Below are 22,490 nucleotides of genomic sequence, written 5' to 3' on the forward strand. Positions count from 1 at the left end.
GTCGCCGCGACAAGCAGGACAAGCAGCGACATCGGGGTGTAGCGCAGCTTGGTAGCGCGCTTCGTTCGGGACGAAGAGGTCGTGGGTTCAAATCCCGCCACCCCGACAGCTTTAACACCAGGTCAGGGGCCTGATCCGCATTGCGGGTCGGGTCCCTGAGTCGTTGTGGGGGCCGGTTTGGGGGCCAGTTGGGGGTGGGCTGCGGATTCGGCTCCCCCGGAGTCGTCTTCCGGCCTCGGCTCACCGGCGTGCGGCTCACTGGCTTATGGGCTTACGGACGCCGAGCGCCTCGTTCACGGTGGATGTGACGGTGAAGACCCGGTCGAGGTCCACGATCCGGAGCATCCTGTGGATGTGGGGATGGGGGCAGGCGAGCGTCAGGTGTCCGCCCCGTTCCTCGGTTCGGCGGCGGGCGCGGCAGAGGAGGCCCAGGCCTGAGCAGTCCAGGAACTCGACGGGGCCGAGATCGATCACCACGTCGGTATTCGGTCGGCTCGTGGCCGCGTCCACCTCGGCGGCGACCCGGAGGACGACGGCTATGTCGATCTCGCCGGACAACTGGACGACGGTTCGTCCTTCGGTCTCGTAGACGTGAATCTGCTGGGCAGGGGAAGCTGGCTCCCGGGGCATCGCGGCATCTCCATGGTTTCGCGAGATGCCCGCCTCAACGGCGAAGCGGGCGGCACTGGATATCCACAGCCACCGGGGGCACGGGCGGGTGACGACAAGGTCGACTTTAGGTCGACGCCTCGAAAGGAAACGCTTCATCCCGGAGTGGGCTCCACCGTTCGGGTGTAATTTTGTAGATATTCTTGATTTAGGAGCCCGAAGAGTGCACTCAGATCAGGAAGTCGCTCCGGAAGGCGCCGGCCGCGAACCCGGGCGCTCGTCGGCCGCTTCGACTCCCCACCAGCCGCCCGCGGATCACTACCGCGTCGTCGCCGTCGCCTCGTCGGCGGGCGGCATCCAGGCACTGACCGCGCTGCTCGGAGGGCTGGGCCCCGAGCTGCCGGTGCCGGTCCTGCTGGTCCAGCACCTCTACCCGCGGCACCGGACGGTGCTCGCCGAGGTCCTCGGACGCCGGACCAGACTTCAGGTCAAGCTTGCCGAGGCGGACGAGCAGGTGCGGCCCGGCACCGTCTACGTCGCCCCTCCCGACCGGCACCTCCTCGTCGACTCCGACGGCGTCCTGCGCCTGTCCAGCGCCGAGCTCGTCCACTTCGTACGCCCTTCAGCCGACCTTCTCTTCGAGTCGGTCGCCGGTGCCTACGGGTCGGAGGCGATCGCCTGCGTGCTCACCGGGACCGGCCGGGACGGAGCCGCGGGAGTCGGCGCCGTGAAGTCACGCGGCGGTACGGTGATCGTCCAGGATCCGGAGACCGCGGACTTCCCGGGGATGCCGCAGTCGGCGGTGGACACGGGAGCGGTGGACTTCCTGCTACCCCTTGAGGAGATCGCCGCGGTCGTGCGGAGACTCGTCGGGGCCGAGAGGCAGCCATAGAGGCAGTGATGGGCGAACCGCGGAACGACGAAGACGGCGAAGACAACGAGGCGTTGGAGGAACTGCTCGTATTCATCCGGGAAGCCCGCGGTTTCGATTTCACGGGCTACAAGCGTTCGACGCTGGCCCGGCGCATCCACAAGCGGATGACGGACGTCGGTAATCGCTCGTACCCGGACTACCAGGATCTCCTGGAGACCGACACCGAGGAATTCGGTGTCCTCTTCAACACCATCCTGATCAATGTCACCTCCTTCTTCCGCGACCCGGAGGCCTGGACCCTCCTCCAGCACGAGGTCGTACCCGAACTGCTCACCACCCTCGATCCGGAGCAGGAGATCAGGGTGTGGAGCGCGGGCTGCTCCAGCGGTGAGGAGGCGTACTCGATGGCCATGATGTTCTCGGAGGCGCTCGGCATCGAGGAGTGCCTGCGGCGCGTCAAGATCTACGCCACGGACGTCGACGAGGAAGCGCTGCGCGAAGCCCGTTCCGGGCTGTACACGGCGAAGTCGCTGGAACCGCTCTCCTCGGAGTTCAGGGAGAAGTACTTCGAGCAGAACAGCGCGCAGTTCAGCTTCCGTCCCGACCTGCGCCGCCGGGTGATCTTCGGGCGGCACGACATCACCCGTGACGCCCCGATCTCCCGGCTGGACCTGCTCGTGTGCCGGAACACGCTGATGTACTTCAATGTCGAGGCGCAGACACAGATCGTCGACCGTTTCCATTTCGCCCTGCGTCCCAGCGGCTTCCTCTTCCTCGGCAAGGCCGAGATGCTGCTGAACGACAGTGAGCGCTTCGAAGTGGTGAACATGCGTCAGCGGGTCTTCCGGCGCCGGACGGGCAGCAACGGACTGACCTACCATCCGGCCCCCCTGAAGATCAGGACGGGCTCAGGCGCCGAGGTGCACTCGGTGGCGCGCGCCCGCCAGTTGCGCGACCTGGTGCTCGACGCCGGACCCACCCCGCTGATCGCCCTCGACAGCGACGGAACCGTCGTGACGGTCAACAACCAGGCGAGGATCCAGCTCGGCCTGACCAGCGGGGACATCGGCCGTCCCTTCCAGGACCTGGAAGTCTCCTACCGGCCGGTCGAACTCCGTTCTCTGATCGACCAGTCCATGCACGAGCGCCGGACCCTCCGGGTCAACCGGGTCGAGCGCCGGACGGGCGAGGACGTCCAGTACTACGACATCCTCATCCAGCCGCTCTCCGGACCCGGTGGGCTGCACATCGCCACCGTGATCTCGTTCACCGACGTGACCGTCGCCACGCATCTCAAGGCCGAGGTCAAGAGGGTCCGGGAGGAACTGGAGACGGCGTACGAGGAACTCCAGTCAACTAACGAGGAACTGGAGACCACCAACGAGGAACTCCAGTCCAGCATCGAGGAACTGGAGACGACGAACGAGGAACTCCAGTCCACCAACGAAGAGTTGGAGACCACCAACGAAGAACTCCAGTCCGGCAACGAGGAACTGGAGACGATGAACGAGGAGATGCGCATCCGCACGGACGAACTGGACGAGGCCAGGGCGTTTTTGGAGGCAGTTCTGAAGAGCATCGCGGCGGGTGTGGTGGTCCTGGGCAAGGACCTGAAGGTCAAGAGCTGGAACCGGGGCGCCGTCGAACTGTGGGGGCTGCGCGTGGACGAGGTGATCGGCGAGCCCTTCTTCGAACTGGACTTCGGGCTGCCCACGAAGGAGTTGCGGCCCGTCGTGGAGCGGTGCCTGGAGACCCGCAGTCGCTCCGGCCCGATCGGCGTCGAGGCCCTGAGCCGGATCGGCCGGCCCATCAGCTGCGACGTGTTCTTCTCCCCGTTCGGCGGGAACCACGGTGGCGTCGTCCTGATGATGGAAGAGAGCCGGGGCGATGTCCCCGACTGATCCTGCGGCGTAGCCTGGGCTCATGGACCCGCAGGGGCGCAGGGAAGACCTCGGTCTGGCGGCGATGGCACGGCAACGTGCCGCGCTGGCCCATGAGCGCGCTGACCGGGCGGAGGCCGCCGCCGAGCGGCACGAACTGCTGGCGGCCAAACCCGGCGGGGAGTTCCACAGCCAGATCGCGAGTACGCATCGCAGAACCGCCGAGTGCCATCGAGCCTCGGCCCGCCTCCAGGACAGCTTCGCCCTCCGCGCGGCGGCGTGGACCGGCGGTCGGAGCACCCGGCCGCGGTTCATGACGGTGGTCGCGGAGGCGTGCGGTACCGACAGCGCGGCGATGGCACTGCTCGACACCGAGCAGAACCATCTCGCGGTCGCCGTCTCCGACCAGCTCTCGCGCGCGGCCCAGGACCTGGAGTACGTACTCGGCGAGGGTCCGGGCCAGGACGCGGCGGTGGAGCGCCGTCCGGTGCATGTGTCCGGGCCCGAGATCGAGGAGCGCTGGCCGGGGTACGGGCCTTCCCTGGTGTCGCTGGGCATCGCCTCGGTGGCCGCCGTACCGCTGCGGATACAGGGCAGCTGTGTCGGTGCCCTGACGGTGTTCGACCCTAGGCCCGCGAACGCGACGTCCGCCCACCTCACCGAGGTCGCCGAGGCCCTCACCCGCATCGTGCTGCTCGATCCCGACGCCGACCCGGACCTCTACGGCGGAACCGACGTGCGGGCCACCGTGCACCAGGCGGCCGGCATGTTGTCCGTACGGATCGGCTGCTCCGTCATGGACGCGCTGGCGCTCATCAAGGCCGTGGCGTTCGCCGAGGAGGTGTCGTCCGACGCCCTCGCCCGGCAGATCGTGCACGGGGACCGGAAATTCATCTGAGGGAGAGGTGCCATGACGCCCGAACAGCGGCTGGCCGACGCGTTCATAGCCCTGGCCGGCAGCACGGCGAACGGTTCTTCGGACATGTCCGGGCCGTTGTCCGTGCTGGCACATCGTGCCCCTGCCCTGCTCGGCATCCATGCCGCGACCGTGGTGTTCGCCCCCGATGGCCACGACGCGACGCGCGCGACACACGTGTCGGGCTCCAATCCTCAGGTGTCACGCCTGGAACACGAAGCCGTCGGGTGGCGGGAGGGGCCCGGCCACGACTTTCGTCAGGCTGACGCACGGCCCTGGACCCAGGTGGCTCTCGACAGCCGTCTCACCATGCGGCGGTGGCCGCACTACACCCCACGGGCGCTGAGGCTGGGCTACGCCCACGTCGTGGCCCTCCCCCTGGGCGTACACAGCGGAACGAGCGGTGCGCTCGTCCTGCTGTCCTGCACACGGCACGCCTTCTCCCCGGCGACGCTGGACCTCGGCCGGTCGCTCGCGGACTTCACCGCCGTCCTCCTGGAACGCGCCCGCGAGGCCGACCGCAGCCGGAGGCACACCGCCCAGCTGGAACAGGCGTTGACCAGCCGCGTCGTCATCGAACAGGCCAAGGGTGTGCTCGCGACCCTCCGGGCGGTGCCTCTGGACGAGGCCTTCGATCTTCTGCGCAGACACGCGCGTTCACATCAGCGGCCGCTGAAGGACGTGGCCCGCGAGGTGGTCGAGGGACGCGCGGATTCCGATCTGACCCGTTCCACGCCCTGACCTCCGAGCGGGACCCCGGCGGCTTGGCTACGCTTGGCCTTGAGTTCGCATACATCCATACACATCCACATATGTCCATTACTCGGAAATCGCGAAATCGCGAAATCGCACAAATGTTCTAAGGAACCGAACATGGGTCCTTGTGCCGGCCGTCCAGCCATGAAGCGCAGGTTCCTCGCGGTCTCGGTCGCCGCCGGTCTGGTCCTCCTCGGGGCCTGCGGCGGCGGGGACGGCAACGGGGGCGGTGGCGTCGGCGGTGACAGCCCCAGCGTGGGTGTTCTCCTGCCCGGAGGCGGTGCCTCGCGGTTCGGGCAGTTCGACAAGCCGCTCATCGTGAAGAAGCTGAAGCAGTTGTGCCCGGACTGTCCTGCCGCGACCGTCGCCGCCACGGCCGACCCGGCGGTTCAGCAGCAGCAGTTCGAGGCGATGATCACCCGGGGTGTGGACGTGCTCATCCTCGCCGCCGTCGACCCCCAGCTGATGCGTCCCTCCGTCGAGGCCGCGCACCGGGCCGGTGTTCCCGTCGTCGCCTACGACCGGCTCGCGCAGGGGCCGATCTCCGGATACGTCACCTTCGACGGGGAGGAGGTCGGACGCCTACAGGGTGAGGGGCTGCTGAAGGCCATGGGCAGCAAGGCCGACGGTGGGCGGATCGTCATGATGAACGGGGCCACCACCGACCCCAACGCCGGGTGGTACAAGGAGGGCGCGCTCGCCGTACTCAAGGGCCGGGTGACGATCGGCAAGTCGTACGACACCGTCGGATGGCGGCCCGAGAACGCCTACGTCAACATGACCGGCGCCATCGCCGCCCTCGGCGCGGAGAACATCGACGGTGTTCTCTCCGCCAACGACAGCATGGCCGGTGCCGTCGTCTCCGCCTTCAACTCCGCCAAGGTCAGGCCGCTGCCCCCGATCACCGGGCAGGACGCCGACCTCATGGCCGTACGGCGGATCGTCAGGGGCGAGCAGTACATGACCGTCTACAAGCCCTTCAAGCGCGCGACCGACGCGACCGTCGAGATGGCCGTCGCCCTCGGTCGCGGCGAGAAGGTCGAGGCCATCGCCACCGAGTCCGTCGACAGTCCCACCACCAAGGACGTGCCGGCGGTCCTGCTGCCGTCCGTCCCGGTGACCGTCGGCAATATCGGGGAGACGTTGGTGAAGGACGGTATGTACACCGTCGACGAGATCTGTACGCCTGCTCTTCGGGCCGCCTGTGACCGGGCCGGCCTCACCTGACGCGTCCTAAGGAGGTGGCAGCGTGCCCGGTCAGCCCCTGCTGGCGTTGCGCGGTGTCTCCAAGCGGTTCGCCGCCGTACAGGCACTGGTCGACATCGAGCTGGAGGTCAGGGCCGGGGAGGTGGTCGCCCTGGTCGGTGACAACGCCGCCGGGAAGTCCACCCTGGTCAAGGTGATCTCGGGGGTCGGTCCCCCGGACAAGGGTGTCGTCGAGTGGGAGGGCAGCGCCGTCCAGATCCGGCGGCCCCAGGACGCCAGCCTGCTCGGGATCGCGACCGTCTACCAGGACCTCGCGATGTGCGAGAACCTCGATGTCGTCGCCAACCTCTTCCTCGGCCGGGAGATCCACCGCTTCGGCATCCTCGACGAAGTCGAGATGGAACGTCGTACCCGCGAGCTGCTGCACACGCTCGCCATCCGGATTCCCGACGTACGGGTGCCGCTCGCCAGTCTCTCCGGCGGGCAGCGGCAGGTCGTCGCGATCACCCGTTCGTTTCTGGGCTCGCCCCGGCTGCTGCTGCTCGACGAGCCCACCGCCTCCCTGGGCATCCAGCAGACCAACCAGCTCCTCGACCTGATCGAGGAGTTGCGCGACCAGGGGCTCGGGGTGCTTCTCATCAGCCACAACATGAGTGACATCAAGGCCGTCGCCGACCGGGTCGCCGTCCTGCGGCTGGGCCGCAACAACGGCCTCTTCGACGTCAACACGACCTCCCAGGAGCAGATCATCTCCTCCATCACCGGGGCGGCCGACCACGCCGTCGCCCATCGGCCGCATGCGGACGAGGTGTGGCCGTGAACCTCAACTCGCGGCTCGTGGCGTGCGCCGGTGCCGTGCGCCGCAAGGTGCGCGAGGGCGGGCTCGGGCCCGCCCCGGTGCTCCTCGCGCTCGTCGTGACCTGGGTGGTCTTCCAGTGCCTCAACGACAATTTCCTGTCGCCGCGCAACCTGTCCGTCCTCAGCGTCGACATCGTCGGGACCGGCATGGTCGCCGTCGGCATCGTCTTCGTTCTGCTGATCGGCGAGATCGATCTGTCGGTAGGGTCGCTCGCCGGTCTGGCAGGCGCGTTGTTCGCGGCGCTGAACGTGAACCTCGGTATGACGGAATGGCTCGCCGTGGTCATCGCGGTGCTCTGCGGTACGGCCATCGGGGCCGTCCACGGGTTCCTCTTCGCCCGGTTCCGCGTACCCGCCTTCGTCGTCACCCTCGCCGGGCTGCTGGCCTGGAGCGGTCTGATGCTCTACCTGCTCGGCCCGGACAGCTCCATCCACTTCAGCGAGGACGGGCTGGTCGCCACGCTGACCAGCCGCTACTTCAGCGCCCCCGTCCTCACCTACGGCCTGGCGACGCTCTGTACGGCCGCCTATCTGTTCGTCTCCCTCCGCGACCACGGCCGTCGCGCCGGGGCCGGGATGCCGTGCCGGCCGGTGGCCGAGATCTGGGTGCGTACGGCCCTGCTCGCGGTGGTCGCGTTCACCACCGTCTCCGTACTGGGCGGCTTCGAGGGGCTGCCGCTGGCGCTGCTGATCTTCCTCGGGGTCATCGTCGCCTCGGACCTGCTGCTGCGCCGCACGCCCTACGGACGGCAGGTGCTCGCCCTCGGCGGCGGAGTGGAGGCGGCACGGCGGGCCGGGGTCGACGTGACGCGCGTACGGATCTCGGTGTTCATGGTGTCGGGGACGCTGGCGGCGGTCGGCGGGCTGTTCGTCGCGTCGCGGTTCACCTCGGCGAGCCCCGTCTCGGGCTCCGGCATGCTGCTGATCAACGCCGTCGCCGCCGCCGTCATCGGCGGCACCAGCCTGTTCGGCGGACGCGGCTCGACCTGGTCCGCGCTGCTGGGGGTGCTCATCATCCAGTCGATCGCCTCCGGCATGGCGCTGCTGGGCGTCGAGACCGCCGTCCAGTTCATGATCACGGGCGGGGTGCTGATCACCGCGGTGATCTTCGACTCGCTGGCACGGCGCGCCCCCGAGTCGCGCGGGCGGGCCTGAGAGACGACCACTCGGTCCTGTGGTCATTCCTCCGGTCGTTCCTCATTCCTCGTTCCTCATTCCTCGGGTACGTCGTCCCGCCACGCCGTCGCGTGCGGGCCGAACCTGTTCTCGTGCCCGTACGCCACCATGCGGGCGTTGCGGGCCTCGGCCTCCGGCCCGTCCGGCAGGTGGTAGGCGTCGCCCGCGCTCGCCGAACCGGCCTGCACCCGCGTCGCGGTGGCGAGCCGTCGGCGTACGTACCGGGTGAGCGCGTCCGGGATCTCCGCCGGTGCCGTGTCCGCGAGGCAGTCGCCCAGGACCGCCGCGTCCATGATCGCCTGGGCGGCGCCCTGGGCCTGGAACGGCACCATCGCGTGGGCGCTGTCGCCGAGCAGAGTCACCCTGCCGACGTTCCAACGGGCCAGCGGGGTACGAGTGTTGATGCCGTACCGGAACACCTGGCCGGCGCGTTCGAGGGCGGTGAGCAGTCGGCGGTCCCAGCCGGCGAACTCGCGGAGTTGTTCTCCCGGTTCCGCCCGGGCGGTCCATGACTCGCGCGCCGACTCCGACTTGGCTTCCGCCTCCGTCGTGAACACGGCGACCAGGTTGAGGAGTTGACCGGCGCGCACCCAGTAGTGGACGACATGCCGGCCCGGTCCCAGCCAGCCCGCGTACTCCGGCAGGTCCAGGTCGGCCACCGCTGCGGCCGGGAGCAGCGCCCGGTAGGCGGCGGTGCCGGAGAAGACGGCCTCGTCGGCGCCGAAGAGCCACTGGCGGGCCGCCGACCGGACCCCGTCGGCGGCCACGACCAGGTCCGCGCCGAGGCGTTCACCGCCGGCCGTCGTGACGTAGGCGGCCCTGTCGTCCTGGTCGATGCCCACGACCTGGGTGTCCAGCCGCACCGAGCGGGGCGGAACCCGGGCGGCCAGGGCCTGGTGCAGGTCGGCCCGGTGGACCTGCAGGTAGGGCGCCCCGAACTCGTCCTCGACCTCGGGGCCGAGGACGTAGCCACAGATCTCGGTGCCGTCCGACCAGGTGCGGAAGCTCAGCCGGGAGGGGTGGGCGGCCCGGGCGGCGACCGTGTCGAGCAGGCCGAGCCGGCGCAGTACGCGGGTGGCATTGGGCGCGAGCTGGATGCCGGCGCCGATCTCGGTGAAGCGCCGAGCCTGCTCGACGAGGGTGACCTCGTGGCCGGCCGCGCGCAGGCTCAGTGTCGCGGCCAGCCCGCCGATACCCGCTCCCACGACGATCGCCCTGATGCCCTGCCCCCCGCCCCGCCGATCGGCGTCGTACGGATCGATCCTCGCCCCAGGAGGCGGTGTCGTCGAGAGCCTTTGCCGCCGCCTTTACCGCCGCCCCTGCCGCCACCTTCGGCTTCGGCTTCGGCTTCGGCTTCGGCGACCAGAATCCGGGCGCTCCGTGGTTCTCCCCCGACAACCACAACAGGGCCGGGCCCTGCAACCACAACAAGGCCCTGCGCGTACCGGCGCCGTACTGAGCCCACAACGCCGTTCGGCACCAGTCCCTCCCCACGTGGGGACCGGTGCCGAACAATGGACGAGGACCCGGGCGGTGTCCGTACTGTGCCGGTTCCGCGGATCTCAGGCCGCGTGGCGCGACCGTCGCACCCGGCTGGCGACCTCCGACCGAAACTGGCCGAGAACACTCGGTTCCCGAGTTGCCCTGGGGATCGCTGCGCTGGTGGTCCGGGTGGACGCCACGTGGCTGGTTCTTTGTTGCGTCATGATCCTGCCATCCATGGGCCCAAGAGAGGAGGTTCCGGTACAGGGCGGACGGCTTAACCGCAGGTCAGCCATATAGAATGGGTTTTCCGGTCCGGATGAAACCGGATGACGCACGCGGGGGAAGTAAGGGGTGGAGACCTTGAGTTCCGACTCAGGGGCACGCACGGTCTTCGCGGAGCGACTCTCGCTGCTGTACAAGGAGGCCGGTAATCCTCCCCTCAAACGGGTGGCCGAAGCCGTCGTCCAGTTGCAGCGGGTCGACGACCGAGGGCGCCCCGTGCGGGTCTCCGTCCAGCGGATCAGCGACTGGCGGCGGGCCAAGAACGTGCCCGCCCAGTTCGCCGCCCTCGCCGCCGTACTGAGCGTCCTCGTCCCGCAGGCCCGGCGCGACCGGCCCGTGGCCGTCTCCCCCGGGCTGTACGACATGGTCCAGTGGCAGCACCTGTGGGAACGTGCCGTCGCCGACCCGGTCGGTGACCGCGTCACGGGGTCCCTCGACGACGAGGAGTCCTCGGCCGTCGAGGTCGCGGCCGTGCCGGGCGGGGTGTGCCCCTACCTGGGCCTCGCCGCGTACCGTCTGGAGGACACGCGATGGTTCTTCGGCCGGGAGCGGAGCACCGACGCCCTCGTCGCCCAGCTCCAAGCGGCGGAAGCAGCGGAGACCGCGGCGACCACGGCCACCGGCTCCGGCGGTCTGGTCATGCTCGTGGGCGCCTCCGGAGCGGGCAAGTCCTCCCTGCTGAGCGCCGGGCTGGTGCCCGCGTTGCGGGAGGGGGCGCTGGGCGGCCCGGGTCAGCAGGCCCGGGAGGTCCTTCAGCTCGTCCCGGGCAGTGATCCCCTCGCCGAGCTGGCCCGCCGTATACCCGGGCTCGCGGAGATCCTGTCGCCCGCCGGGAAGCCGGCGATCGAGCCCGGTACGCCCGAATTCGCCCATGCCGTACGGGAGACGGTCACCGCCTGGGCCCGCCGCGACGCCCCCGACTCCGCTGCTTCCGACGTCACTGCTTCCGACGTCACTGCTTCCGGCTCCAGCGCCTCCCACGCCTCCGACGCCTCCGTCTCCGCGCCCGGCCGGCCCGTCGTCATCGTCGACCAGTTTGAGGAAACGTTCACGCTCTGCCCCGACGAAACGGTCCGCAACACCTTCGTCCAGGTCCTGCACGCCGCATCCTCGCCCCCAGGGCGCGGTGAGCGGGCCCGTTCCGGCGAGGGGGACCGTTCCGGCGAGGGGGCGCCCGCTCTCGTCGTCCTCGGCATCCGCGCCGACTTCTACGACCAGTGCCTGCGCCATCCCGAACTCGCCGACGCGCTCCAGCACCGGCACATGGTCCTCGGGCCGCTGACCGGCACCGAGCTGCGGGAAGCGGTGACCGGACCGGCCAAGGCCGTCGGCCTGGAGCTCGAACCGGGGCTCGCGGAGCTGATCGTGCGGGAGGTGAGCGCCGACGGACCGCGCGGAACGCACGACGCGGGCGCGCTGCCGCTCCTCTCGCACGCCCTGCTCGCCACCTGGCAGCGCAGGAAGGCGGGCCGCCTGACACTGTCCGGTTACCGCGCGGCCGGCGGTATCCAGGGAGCGGTGGCGGCGACCGCCGAGCGCGCCTGGACCGGCCTCGACCCGGCGGCCCGTACCGCCGCGAGGCTGCTGCTGCTGCGGCTGGTACGCCTCGGCGAGGACACCCAGGCCACCCGCAGGCGCGGTACGCGACGGCAGCTGGCCGCCGAGTCGGCGGACCCGGCCAAGACGGAGGAGTCCCTGGAAGCGCTGGTGCGCGCCCGGCTGGTGACGCTCGACGCGGAGAGCGTGGAGATCACCCACGAGGCGCTGCTGCACGCCTGGCCGCGCCTGCGCGACTGGATCGACGAGGACCGGGGCGGCAACCTGCTGCGTCAGCGCCTGGAGGAGGACAGCCGGTCCTGGGAGGAGTCGAAGCGCGACACGTCGCTCCTCTACCGGGGCTCCCGGCTGGAGCAGGCGCACACCTGGGCGAAGTCCGCCGGCGACACCTTCCTGACCCGCAGCGCGGTGCAGTTCCTGACCGCCTCGGTGAGGCTGCGCCGTCGTACCGTCCTGATCAGCCGTGCCGCCGTCGCCGTGGTGGTCGTGCTGGCCCTGCTGGCCGGGGGTGCGGCGCTGATCGCCCGGCAGCAGCGCGACGACGCGGTGTTCGAGAACGTGCTCGCCGAGGCCGACCGCGTCCAGTACACGGATCCGTCGCTGTCGGCGCAGCTCAGTCTGGTCGCCCACGAGCTTCGCCCGGACGACGCGAGCACCCGCAGCCGGCTGATCTCGATCGTGAACACACCGCTGTCCACCCCGCTGATCGGCCACACCGGTGCCGTCTACCTCACCACGTTCAGCCCGGACGGGCGGCTCCTGGCCACCGCCAGCTACGACAGGACCGTACGCCTGTGGAACGTGGCGGACCCGTCGAACCCCAAGCCGATCGGGAAACCCCTTGTCGGGAACGCGAGTTGGGTGAGCAGCGCGGTCTTCAGCCCCGACGGCCGCACCCTCGTCAGTGCGGGCGACGACGGCACGATCCGCCGGTGGGACCTGTCCGACCCCGCGCGTCCGCGCCCTCTCGGCGCGCCCCTGACCGGCCACGACGGCACGATCTATCTGATCGCCTTCAGCCCGGACGGCCGTACGCTCGCCTCCGCGAGCGAGGACCGCACGGTCCGTCTGTGGAACATGGCCGACCCGGCCCGCCCCAAGCCGATCGGCACCCTCACCGGCGCGGACGCCGCCGTACGCGCCATCGCGTTCAGCCCCGACGGGCGGAAACTGGCGGCGGGCGGCGACGACAACACGATCCGGCTGTACGACGTGTCGAATCCGCGCGATCCGAAACCGTACGACGCGAAACTGACCGGGCACACCGGCCTGGTGCACTCGGTGGCCTTCAGCCCCGACGGCCGCACCCTCGCCAGCGGCGCCGCCGACGACACGATCCGGCTGTGGGACGTGTCCGACCCCGCGCACGCCGCCCAGCTCGGCGCACCGCTGACCGGCCACACCGACGCGATCTGGTCGGTGGCCTTCAGCCCGAACGGGACGACGCTGGCCGCCGCCAGCGCGGACAGCACCGCGAGTCTGTGGAACGTCAGCGATCCGCAGTACCCCTCGCAGGTCGGCGAACCCCTCGCGGGCAGCAGCGGCGAGATGTACGCGCTGGGCTTCAGCCCCGACGGCCGTACGCTCGCCACGGGAAGCGGCGACAGCAGGGTCCGGCTGTGGTCGCTGCCGATGTCGGACATGATCGGCCGCCTCGGGGTGTTCCGCCCGGACGGCAAGCTGCTCGCCACAGGTTCGCGCGACGGACGGGTCCGGCTGTGGAACGTGGAGCGGCCCGAACACCCCGTGGCAGAGGGCGAACCGTTCACGCCCGGGGAGGGCGAGGTACGGACGCCGGTGTTCTCCCCGGACGGCCGCACTCTCGCGATGGTGGCCGGAAACAGCACGGTGCAGCTGTGGAACGTCAGCGATCCGAAGCACCCCGTCACCTGGGCGGCCCCCGTCAAGGTGAGGACGCGGTTCGCCGCCTCGGTGGCGTTCAGCCCGGACGGACGCACACTGGCCACGGCCTACGAGGACTTCACCATCCAGTTGTGGGACGCGAGCGACCCGGCCCACCTGCGTCCGCTGGGCTCCCAGCTCACCGGGTACAAGGGCTACGTCAGCTCCCTCGTCTTCAGCCGGGACGGTCTCACCCTGGCCGGCGCGAGCTCGGACGGCACGATCCGGCTCTGGAACGTCGCCGACCCGGCCAGGGCCGCCCTTCTCGGCAAGGTGCTCAAGGGACATCGTGGTCCCGTCAACGAGCTCGCCTACAGTCCGGACGGCCGTACGCTGGCCAGCGGGAGCGACGATGGCACGGTCCGCCTCTGGGACGTCACCGACCCGGTCGGGACGCACAGCCTGGGCTCGCCGCTCACCGGGCACACCGAAGCGGTGGAGGCGCTGTCGTTCAGCCCGAACGGAAAGGTGCTGGCCAGCGGCGGCAACGACAACGGGGTCCGGCTCTGGGACGTCGGCGATCCGGCGAGGGCCACGTCCATCGGGCAGTCGATGAGTCCCAACGCCAAGACGGGCAACTTCCTGGCGTTCAGCCCTCGCGGCGGCATCGTCGGGGTGTCGAGCGGGGCGGACACGGTCCGGCTGTGGAATCTCGACGTCGATGCGGCGGTCGCCCACATCTGCTCGACGACCCGGCGTGTCCTGACGGCGGAGAGGTGGCACGAGTATCTGCCACGGCTGTCGTACGAGCCGCCGTGCGACGAGTAGGACAGACGAGTAAGAAACAAGGGGGACGGGCGGGCCGGGTCATCCCCTCCCCCTCCTCCTCCCCTTCCCCCTCCCTCGCTCACGCGAAGTCGTACACGCCCCAGTCGGCGATCTGGCGGTAGCCGATTCGCTGGTAGAGGGCGTTGCTGGTGAGGTTGGCCGGGTCCGTGTACAGGACGACGTCCGTGGCGCCCGCGGCGAGCGCGGCGCGTGTGACCTCGACCGTCACGGCGCCCGCGTAGCCGCGACCGCGCAGGTGGGCCGGGGTGTAGACGGGGTCCACGCGGACGTGGCCGGCGACCAGGGGGTTGACGCCCGCCATGGAGACGGGGGTGCCGTCCGGGGTCTCCCAGTAGGTGTAAGTCTTCTCGCCGAAGCGAGTGCCGGACCAGGTGTCGGCGTTGATGGTGACGTCTTCCCCGAACTCCTCCGCGAGCTCACGGCACCACTGCATGAGGTGCTCGTGCTCGTTCTCGCCCACGGGTCGGCCCCGGCCGGCCGGGACCGGCTGTGGTGGGGTGAGGGTGCCGAGGCGGTACAGGTTGATCGCGGTGCGGAAGGTCGGCGTCGCGCCGGTGCGCCGTTGCCAGGCCTCGGCGAAAGCGGTCGCGGTGCCGAGTACCGAGCTGACGCCCGGGAGGCTGTGGCCGAGGGCGAGCAGGCGGTCGGCGAGGCCGTCGGCCTGCTCGGGGTCGAGGGTGGTGACGCTCAGGAGGTTTCGCCGGGTGAGGCGGTAGAAAACGGCACCGACCTCGCCCGATCGCTCCAGGTGGCCGAAGAGGGGAGTGTCGGCGGCGCTCGCCTCTGCCTCCGCCTTCGGTCCGCCCGTTCGTAGTTTCTCGAAGGTGGTCAGCGCGGTGGTGTGCAGGGCGGGCCGGGAGCGCAGGAAGTCTCCCGCTCGGGCGAGGAATTGGTCCAAGTCTTCGGTGAGGTACCAGTCGTCCGGGCGCATGCCTCATGATCTCCGAAGCCGTCGACGCCGTGAAGCGCTAACTCGGCGTTGCCTACGGCCCGTGGAAACGGTTGTACCGAAACAGAAGTGAAAGGGAGTGATCCCAGTCACAACTGGTCGTCAGAGGACAGCAGTCGCCTCCCACTGAGCATGCAGTGTTGTTACCCTTGGCCATAGCCCGATCGCTGGTGCATCCCCCGTCGCCAGCGGTCGGGTTTCTTCTGTGCCCGAAGGGGCGTAACGATCATCACCCTGCCGCACCGGAGGCCGTCGGAGCGGCAGGGCGCCAGGGCGGCATCACTCCGCCGACTCCAGAATGCGATCAAGTGTCCGGCGCCCCATCCCACTCATCGTCGGATTGCTCTCGACGTAGTACCAGACGAGGCCCATCGCCTGCTGGAACGCCCATGCCTTACCGCGTTCCCACTCGAGATCGTCGCAGCCCAGTGTCCGGCGGAGCACCTCGCGCGGGCCCTCTTGCAGCAGGTGCCAGGCGCTGACCAGATCCAGCGCGGGGTCGGCCGGGCCGAAGCCGCCGGCGTCGAGGACACCGCAGAGCCGGTCGCCCGCGACCAGCACGTTTCCAGGGATCAGGTCAGTGTGGCTCATCACGTCGGCGCTCTCGCGCGGCAGCTCCCGCAAGTGGCTCCACAGCTGGCGCAGCCGGGGCACGTCGAGCAGCCCCGCACTCTCCTCGAAGCACTCCTCCATCCATTCATCGTGGTCGGTGAGTACGCCGCCACGACCCCCGCCGCCGCTGAAGCGCCGTCCGGCCGTCCCGACCTTCCGGAGGGCAGCTATGAAGGTCGCCAGGTCCTGTGCGAAAACATCCGAGCCACTCGGGTCGGCCTCCGAGGCGACCGTTCCCGGCAGCCACGTCTGGACGGACCACGGCATGGGGTAGCCCGCTCCGGGCTCGCCCAGGGTCACAGGTTCCGGGACAGGGAAGGGAGACACCCGCACCAGCTCCGCGCTCGCCTGTGCTTCCAGCTCCAGAACCACCCGCGTCTCGGCGGCATCCGCCCGACGCAGTGGGAAGCGTGCGGAAAGATCGTCCCCGATACGGAAGATGGCGTTGACCGTGCCGGTCGACTCCAGCAGCCGGATCTCCTTGCCGCTCCACTCGGGAAACTGGTCCTGGATCAGGGCAGCGACTGTCTCGGGGGTCACGTCCACTTGGTCTTCATGCATGGTCACCCCGCGATGCTGTCCGACGGACAGCTTCCACGCAGCCCGTTTTTCAGCGTTCGGTCGCGTACGGGACGAAGTCGGCCCAAGTGGCGGGGGTGAAGGCCAGGTTCGGGCCGGTCTCTACGCCCCATGGCGCCCGCCTGGCCCGGCTGCTCACCGCCGAACAACTCCGCTCCTGGGGACTGCCGGTGGACCCGGCCCGCAGATCGTGGCCGAGTTGGCAGCCAACGCCGTCACCCACGGACGCGTCCCGGGCCGCGACTTCCGGCTCACGGCGTACGTCATCGGCACCACCCTGCGTATCGAGGTGACCGACACGGCCGGAGACCGCCCGCCGTGTCCCCAACCTCCGTCCGACGATGCGGAGTCCGGGCGGGGACTCGCCCTCGTCGAGGCGCTTGCCGATCGATGGGGGTGGGGTCCGGGGCTCCGGCCTCGCAAAACGGTGTGGGCGGAAATCGATGTCGCACCGGAACTCGATTCCCTGTGTTCCGGTGCGACCAGCGGTCTTCTTTGAAAGAAACACCGGAGAGAAAGAACCTCAACCAAACCCCACCCCTCCCGCCCGCTGGGACGGCCACCACGGCCCGTACAGCCGCCGCCGCGCAAACTCACTCGCCCGAGTGAACATCACCAACTCAGCTGGATTTGTGCCCGGTTGCCTGCCTTACGCTCAGCGCAGCAGAACCACCACAGACAACCGCAGACAGCGGACATACGACGGCCCTCGCCGGGACTGGCATCCCAATGCGAGGGCCTGACCACCAAGGAAGCAAGACCTTCCCGATGGACACGAAAAACCCTAGCGCGCCCCCGTGCGCCCCGTCCCGCCCAGCGGGCAAAAATCACCCCCACCGGCACCCCAAATCCGGCGTCTCCGGGGTGATCCACGACAACGCCCGCCACACCACCCGCTTCACGGTGATCGGCAACCACCTCGCCCAGCACCCCGAGCTGTCACTGCTCGCGATCGGCCTGGGCACCCACATCCAGTCGCTGCAAGCGGGTTCTCCCGTCGACATCAAGACCCTCGCCAAGAGGTTCCCCGAGGGCCCGGACCGTATCGCCGCCGCCCTGCGCGAACTCGAAACCCACGGCTACCTGCGCCGAACCCGCGAACGCACCCCCGGCGGCAACATCGTCACCCGCACGGTCTCCTGCAACCGGCCGGGGCATCACGCGGAGCGCCCTGCCAATGCCGCTGCTAATACCGACGCCAGGGCCGACACCAGGGCCGACACCAGGGCCGACACCGGGGCTGGCACCGGAGCTGGCACCGGAGCAGAAGTCGCGGTCGGGGTCGCCCGTCCGACCCGCCCCGCACACCCCACCAACCCCGGCCCGCCCAAGAAGCGCGCCCCACGCAAACCTCTCCCCGCCGTACCGCAGCCCGCGTACAAGGGAGCAGGTCTCCTCCAGGCCGCGACCGACCTGCTCGTCGGCCTACGTCGTCTCGACCCCGACCTGCTCCTGTCCGCCTGCGACACGGCCCACCTCGCGCCCGGCGTCGCCGCCTGGCTGGAACGCGACGTCAGCCCCACCGCCGTACGACACGCGCTGATCAGCGACCTCCCACCCGAAGGCATGCGCCGCCCGGCCGCCTTCCTGGCCCACCGGCTCACCGCGAAGCTGCCGCCTCCGGCGCCCTTCGGGAACCCTCCCTCCCCGGCGGAGACCGTCGGCGTCCGACACCCGCTCCGGAACTGCGACGGCTGCGACCGGGGGTTCCGGGGACCCGAACCGGGTCGCTGCCGCGACTGCCGGGTGGCCGTTCCGATGGCCGCCTGACGCATGCGCGCGCACGTCAGCGGCTCAACCACACGAAGGACTCAGGGGCCCGCCATGGTCAGCTCGTCGCCCTTGGACAGATTCTCCGCCGCCGCGTTTCCCGGCTCCTCCCGAGGCTCGCTCGGCTGCCGCCCCCCGCTCGATACCCTGGCGACAGCACCCCCAGGAGGACACGATGAGCACCCAGTCTGACCACGGACACGAGCTGATCCCCCGTCCCGAGCACACCCCTGACGCCCTGCGTGCGGCCCTTGCCGTCGTCGATCCGGGCCGCCTGGAGGAGATGCAGGCCCAGAAGGACGAGGCCTTCGCCCTGGCGGTCGAGTGGCAATCCCTCAGCCCCGTGCAGAGCTGGGTACTGGCGTGGGCCAGGAACATCGAAATCGGGCGTCGTCCCGATCTGTCCGTCCGTTACGCCCGTACGCAGAGCCAACTGGAGCACGAAGATCCGGCCATCGCTCAGGAGGCCCTTCGGGAAGTGACTTCGGTCCTGGACGAGGCCATGAAGGCAGTCCGCGAGTGAGCTGGAAGTGGGAGTAGGCGTTCGGCGCGGAGGAAGCCGCTCGTACTGCTCCGGCTACCTTCCTCGCCAAGGTGGCCAGGAAGGCCGACGAACTGGTCAGGGCGGCCGGGACGGTCGTCGAGTTCGTCGTAGAAGCCGAGTAGTCCCAGCAACGCGTCTCCTTCGGGAACGGGCTTTTGAGGAGGATCCCAGGTGACGGACAGCAGACCGGCGGCACATCGAAGCTCCGCTGCCTGTAGGTGACTTGACAAGGTCACCTACGCAGCGGAGCTTCGTTGTGTCAGTCGCGGCAGCGCCGGGCATCGTCACGTCACCGGGATCTGCACACCTGCAAGTTCACCCCGGCTTCGAGATCGCCCGGACCGCCATGGTCACACCGAGCAGGTCAGTAGGTGTAGCTGAGCCCCGACTTGTACGGCGTCAGGCTCCGCTGGCTCACGACGCCGCGGTACGTATACCAGCCCCACTTCTTACACATGACCTGGTAGCTCAGAGTGTTGTAGGAGCCAGCCCCCACCCGCACTCGCGGATAGATGACGTTGTCACCCCAGTCACCCTCCGCCGGGCCGCTGGAATAGGCGTCCACCGCCCAGTACACGCCGACCACCGAGCCGCCGACAGGGCAATTCCAGCTTCCGAAGTTCACCCAGACATTTCCCCCCGTCCAGGCGCTTGCCGGAGCAGCACTGAGGCCGACAACCCCCAGCGACATCAGCGAGCCCACAAGTACCGAACGCGCCTTGCCGGCCAACGATCCACGCATGAAGCCTCCCCTGTGTCGACCGTGCGCGGTTTGCACACGGTCGGCGAGGAAGAGACTCTCACCGAGACGGGTTGATTGTCTTAATTTTAATGGAATATATTGACAAGTAGCACAAATTATTGATACTCGACTAATTGTTCCATAGATTAGATCTGCCATATTCAGATGACAGTAAAAAGCCCATGCGCTCACATATCGCACCCTCATGCCGTCGGGCAGGCAACACCGGACGAGCTGTGCCCGACTGACGCCACCGGCTCCGGCTGCGAAGCAACCGTCCAGGCATGGCGAGAAAGGGCTCGTACATTCGTAGAATCACCGGGCCCTCAGCACGAACGTCGACGATGAGTGAGAACCGAGTGTTCGAGTACGAGAAGGACGGCGCCGCGATCTACCGCCAGTCCTTCGCCACCATCCGCGCCGAGGCCGACCTCGCCGGGCTGCCCGCCGACGTCGCCCAGGTCGCCGTACGGATGATCCACGCCTGCGGGATGGTCGACCTGGCCGGCGACCTCGGCTACACACCCGACGTCGTCACCCGCGCCCGCGCGGCCCTGCGCGCGGGCGCCCCCGTCCTCTGCGACGTCTCGATGGTGGCCAGCGGCATCACCCGCAAGCGGCTCCCCGCCGGCAACGAGGTCATCTGCACGCTCACCGACCCGGCCGTACCGGACCTGGCAGCGAAGCTCGGCACCACGCGCAGCGCCGCCGCGCTGGAGCTGTGGCGCGACCGGCTGGAGGGTGCCGTGGTGGCCGTGGGCAATGCGCCCACCGCCCTCTTCCGGCTGCTGGAGATGATCGAGGAGGGCGCGCCCCGCCCTGCCGCCGTGATCGGCGTTCCGGTGGGCTTCGTCGGCGCGGTCGAGTCGAAGGACGCGCTGGCCGGGCACCCGTCCCGGCTGGAGCATCTGGTCGTACGGGGGCGCCGGGGCGGGAGCGCCATCGCGGCGGCGGCGGTCAACGCCATCGCCAGCGAGGTGGAGTGAGCGGAGGCGGCCCAAAACACGGGACCGGGAACCAGGGACCAGGGAGCAGGGACCAGGGAGCGGCTACGCGTTCGACTCCGCCGGTTCCGGCTTCGCCAGTCCCGATGTCCACCTCTCCTCGATCCGGCCGACCTTCCACACCACCAGGGCGACGGCCCAGGTCCCGAAGAACAGCCCGACGATGACGTAGCCGACGATGTTGAGGTCGAGGCCGGAGACCCGGTCCCAGAACGGGCCGTGCAGGTCCGCCTGGTCGGCGATCAGACCCAGCAGTTCGACCGTGCCGATGATGAACGCGACGGCGACCGACAGTCCGGTGATCGTGAGGTTGTAGTAGACCTTGCGGACCGGCTTGGAGAAGGCCCAGCCGTACGCGAAGTTCATGAACGAGCCGTCGATCGTGTCCAGCAGCGACATCCCGGCCGCGAAGAGGACGGGCAGGCACAGGATCGCGTACCAGGGCAGCCCCGAGGCCGCGCCCGAACCTGCCAGCACCAGGAGCGCGACCTCGGTGGCCGTGTCGAAGCCGAGGCCGAAGAGCAGACCGAGCGGATACATCTGCCACGACTTGGTGATCGACCTCGTGAAGCGACCCAGCAGCCGGTTCATGAACCCCCGGCTGTTCAGCTGCTCCTCGAGGGCGTCCTCGTCGAAGTGACCGGTCCGCATCCGCCGGAACACCTTCCAGATGCCGGCCAGGATGACGAGGTTGATACCGGCGATGAGATAGAGGAACGTCCCGGAGACGGTCGTACCGATGAGGCCGGTGACGTTGTGCAGGTGGGAGTCGTCGTCCTTGACCGGCCCGGCGAGCGCCTTGACACCCAGTGACAGCAGAAGGGCGAGGGCGAAGACGACGCTGGAGTGGCCCAGCGAGAACCAGAACCCGACGGACAGCGGGCGCTTCCCCTCGCCCATCAGTTTCCGGGTCGTGTTGTCGATGGCGGCGATGTGGTCGGCGTCGAAGGCGTGCCGCATACCGAGCGTGTAGGCGGTCACGCCGATGCCGATGCCGAAGGCCTTCCCACCCGCGCTGTAGTGCTGGGGCGCGACGATCGCCACCAGCGTGAACCAGCCGATGACATGCAGCGCCACGATGAAGGCGGCCATGCCACCGACCCTGATCCACTCCTCACGACTCATCGCCCCAGCTTTCTGCCATCACCCACTACCTGCAATCAATGTGCAGTAAAGGTCCCGGCAGATTTGGGTCAGGAGTGTCGGGATACCAGCCGGTGCAGGAGCCAGTGCAGGGCCTGCTCCGGGCTGTCGGCCACCCGCACGCCCTCCGGTACCGCCGGGCGCCTTACGACGATCACCGGCAGCCCCGCCTCCCTGGCCGCTGTCAGCTTCGGGGCGGTGGCCGGGCCGCCGCTGTCCTTCGTGACGAGGACGTCGATACGGTGGCGGCGCAGCAGCTCGCGTTCCCCGCCTTCGCCGTCGAGGGTGAAGGGGCCGCGGTCGAGCAGCACCTCCATACGGGCCGGGTGGGGGGCCTCGGGTGCGTCCACGGAACGAACGAGGAACCACAGCTCGTCCAGCGCGGTGACGGCGAAGGCGGCCAAACCCAGGCGCCCGGTGGTGAGGAACACCCGCCGGCCCAGCCCGGGCAGCAGCGCGGCGGCCTCCGCCAGGGAGCCGACCCCGTGCCAGTCGTCGCCCTCGACCGGCACCCAGCCGGGGCGCCGGAGCGCGAGCAGGGGAACATGGGCTGTGGCGGCGGCCCGTGCCGCGTGGAAACCGATCGTCCCGGCGAAGGGGTGAGTGGCGTCGATGAGCACGTCCACGTGGTGCGCGCGCAGCCACTCGGCGAGCCCCTCGGCCCCGCCGAAACCGCCGACGCGCACCTCACCGGGCGGCAGCCGTGGCGTGGAGACACGTCCGGCCAGGGAGTTCGTCACCCGGAGGTCCTGCGGGGTCCCCTCGGCCGCGATGAGCTCGGCGAGGCGGCGAGCCTCGGCGGTTCCGCCCAGGATCAGTACGTGCGACACGAGAACCGGGTTCCCTTCATGAGCGGC

The 22,490-nt window shown here is 69.5% G+C and carries 19 protein-coding genes, 1 tRNA gene and 1 pseudogene; 14 read left to right on the top strand and 7 right to left on the bottom strand.

Annotation, left to right across the window (positions count from 1 at the left end):
- The first annotated feature begins 32 nt into the window (after positions 1 to 32).
- A tRNA-Pro gene (locus G3I56_RS17610) sits at positions 33 to 106 on the top strand.
- A 149-nt stretch (positions 107 to 255) separates the two neighbouring features.
- Here G3I56_RS17610 and G3I56_RS17615 read toward each other — a convergent pair.
- Complete coding sequence (locus tag G3I56_RS17615; protein WP_164409943.1) at positions 256 to 630, bottom strand: STAS domain-containing protein; 375 nt, start codon at positions 628 to 630, stop codon at positions 256 to 258.
- 202 nt (positions 631 to 832) lie between these two features.
- On the opposite strand from G3I56_RS17615, the gene G3I56_RS43900 reads away from it, so the two are divergent.
- The 7 genes from G3I56_RS43900 to G3I56_RS17650 all read left to right on the top strand — a co-directional run bounded on the left by G3I56_RS43900 (position 833) and on the right by G3I56_RS17650 (position 8,254).
- On the top strand, positions 833 to 1,501 hold the full coding sequence (locus tag G3I56_RS43900; RefSeq protein ID WP_343239975.1) for a chemotaxis protein CheB: 669 nt from the start codon (positions 833 to 835) through the stop codon (positions 1,499 to 1,501).
- Between the two features lie 8 nt (positions 1,502 to 1,509).
- Positions 1,510 to 3,384: a CheR family methyltransferase gene (locus G3I56_RS17625; protein ID WP_164409945.1), complete on the top strand. Its 1,875-nt coding sequence runs from the start codon at positions 1,510 to 1,512 to the stop codon at positions 3,382 to 3,384.
- Positions 3,385 to 3,406: 22 nt separating this feature from the next.
- Positions 3,407 to 4,261: a GAF domain-containing protein gene (locus G3I56_RS17630; RefSeq protein ID WP_164409946.1), complete on the top strand. Its 855-nt coding sequence runs from the start codon at positions 3,407 to 3,409 to the stop codon at positions 4,259 to 4,261.
- Between the two features lie 12 nt (positions 4,262 to 4,273).
- A complete protein-coding gene (locus G3I56_RS17635; protein WP_164409947.1) occupies positions 4,274 to 5,020 on the top strand; it encodes an ANTAR domain-containing protein in 747 nt (248 codons plus the stop codon).
- A 132-nt stretch (positions 5,021 to 5,152) separates the two neighbouring features.
- Positions 5,153 to 6,262: a substrate-binding domain-containing protein gene (locus G3I56_RS17640; RefSeq protein ID WP_164409948.1), complete on the top strand. Its 1,110-nt coding sequence runs from the start codon at positions 5,153 to 5,155 to the stop codon at positions 6,260 to 6,262.
- A 22-nt stretch (positions 6,263 to 6,284) separates the two neighbouring features.
- Positions 6,285 to 7,061, top strand: coding sequence for an ATP-binding cassette domain-containing protein (locus G3I56_RS17645; RefSeq protein ID WP_343239976.1), 777 nt, complete (start codon positions 6,285 to 6,287; stop codon positions 7,059 to 7,061).
- Positions 7,058 to 8,254 (top strand): sugar ABC transporter permease, encoded by a 1,197-nt coding sequence (locus G3I56_RS17650; protein WP_343239977.1) that lies wholly within the window; start codon positions 7,058 to 7,060, stop codon positions 8,252 to 8,254. The genes G3I56_RS17645 and G3I56_RS17650 overlap by 4 nt, the downstream gene beginning before the upstream one ends.
- Positions 8,255 to 8,310: 56 nt before the next feature.
- On the opposite strand, the gene G3I56_RS17655 is transcribed toward G3I56_RS17650, so the two are convergent.
- Positions 8,311 to 9,495: an FAD-dependent monooxygenase gene (locus tag G3I56_RS17655; RefSeq protein ID WP_164410241.1), complete on the bottom strand. Its 1,185-nt coding sequence runs from the start codon at positions 9,493 to 9,495 to the stop codon at positions 8,311 to 8,313.
- A 59-nt stretch (positions 9,496 to 9,554) separates the two neighbouring features.
- Here G3I56_RS17655 and G3I56_RS17660 point away from each other — a divergent pair, with 59 nt between their 5' ends.
- Both G3I56_RS17660 and G3I56_RS17665 read left to right on the top strand, forming a co-directional pair.
- Positions 9,555 to 9,734: a hypothetical protein gene (locus G3I56_RS17660; protein ID WP_164409949.1), complete on the top strand. Its 180-nt coding sequence runs from the start codon at positions 9,555 to 9,557 to the stop codon at positions 9,732 to 9,734.
- A gap of 377 nt (positions 9,735 to 10,111) precedes the next feature.
- Positions 10,112 to 14,269 carry a WD40 repeat domain-containing protein gene (locus tag G3I56_RS17665; protein WP_164409950.1) on the top strand — a complete coding sequence of 1,386 codons (4,158 nt, stop codon included), beginning with the start codon at positions 10,112 to 10,114 and terminating at the stop codon, positions 14,267 to 14,269.
- Between the two features lie 79 nt (positions 14,270 to 14,348).
- Here the strand turns inward: G3I56_RS17665 and G3I56_RS17670 are convergent, their stop codons facing one another.
- Together G3I56_RS17670 and G3I56_RS17675 are read right to left on the bottom strand one after the other, a co-directional pair.
- Positions 14,349 to 15,221: a GNAT family N-acetyltransferase gene (locus G3I56_RS17670; protein WP_164409951.1), complete on the bottom strand. Its 873-nt coding sequence runs from the start codon at positions 15,219 to 15,221 to the stop codon at positions 14,349 to 14,351.
- A gap of 297 nt (positions 15,222 to 15,518) precedes the next feature.
- Positions 15,519 to 16,412, bottom strand: coding sequence for an aminoglycoside phosphotransferase family protein (locus tag G3I56_RS17675; RefSeq protein WP_164410243.1), 894 nt, complete (start codon positions 16,410 to 16,412; stop codon positions 15,519 to 15,521).
- A gap of 86 nt (positions 16,413 to 16,498) precedes the next feature.
- Here G3I56_RS17675 and G3I56_RS17680 point away from each other — a divergent pair.
- The 3 genes and pseudogenes from G3I56_RS17680 to G3I56_RS17690 all read left to right on the top strand — a co-directional run bounded on the left by G3I56_RS17680 (position 16,499) and on the right by G3I56_RS17690 (position 18,723).
- A pseudogene (locus G3I56_RS17680) lies at positions 16,499 to 16,929 on the top strand (ATP-binding protein).
- A gap of 269 nt (positions 16,930 to 17,198) precedes the next feature.
- Positions 17,199 to 18,200, top strand: coding sequence for a helix-turn-helix domain-containing protein (locus tag G3I56_RS17685; RefSeq protein ID WP_164409952.1), 1,002 nt, complete (start codon positions 17,199 to 17,201; stop codon positions 18,198 to 18,200).
- A gap of 175 nt (positions 18,201 to 18,375) precedes the next feature.
- Positions 18,376 to 18,723 (top strand): hypothetical protein, encoded by a 348-nt coding sequence (locus G3I56_RS17690; RefSeq protein WP_164409953.1) that lies wholly within the window; start codon positions 18,376 to 18,378, stop codon positions 18,721 to 18,723.
- 385 nt (positions 18,724 to 19,108) lie between these two features.
- On the opposite strand, the gene G3I56_RS17695 is transcribed toward G3I56_RS17690, so the two are convergent.
- Positions 19,109 to 19,486: a hypothetical protein gene (locus G3I56_RS17695; protein ID WP_164409954.1), complete on the bottom strand. Its 378-nt coding sequence runs from the start codon at positions 19,484 to 19,486 to the stop codon at positions 19,109 to 19,111.
- A gap of 344 nt (positions 19,487 to 19,830) precedes the next feature.
- Here G3I56_RS17695 and G3I56_RS17700 point away from each other — a divergent pair, with 344 nt between their 5' ends.
- On the top strand, positions 19,831 to 20,472 hold the full coding sequence (locus tag G3I56_RS17700; protein ID WP_164409955.1) for a precorrin-8X methylmutase: 642 nt from the start codon (positions 19,831 to 19,833) through the stop codon (positions 20,470 to 20,472).
- 63 nt (positions 20,473 to 20,535) lie between these two features.
- Here G3I56_RS17700 and G3I56_RS17705 read toward each other — a convergent pair whose 3' ends face one another.
- Both G3I56_RS17705 and G3I56_RS17710 read right to left on the bottom strand, forming a co-directional pair.
- Positions 20,536 to 21,615, bottom strand: a complete 1,080-nt coding sequence (locus G3I56_RS17705) for a HoxN/HupN/NixA family nickel/cobalt transporter (RefSeq protein ID WP_164409956.1) — start codon at positions 21,613 to 21,615, stop codon at positions 20,536 to 20,538.
- 68 nt (positions 21,616 to 21,683) lie between these two features.
- Positions 21,684 to 22,463 (bottom strand): cobalt-precorrin-6A reductase, encoded by a 780-nt coding sequence (locus tag G3I56_RS17710; RefSeq protein WP_164409957.1) that lies wholly within the window; start codon positions 22,461 to 22,463, stop codon positions 21,684 to 21,686.
- Positions 22,464 to 22,490: the final 27 nt, after the last annotated feature.

The sequence above is a fragment of the Streptomyces sp. SID12488 genome (genome assembly GCF_010548275.1).
Lineage (GTDB): Bacteria > Actinomycetota > Actinomycetes > Streptomycetales > Streptomycetaceae > Streptomyces.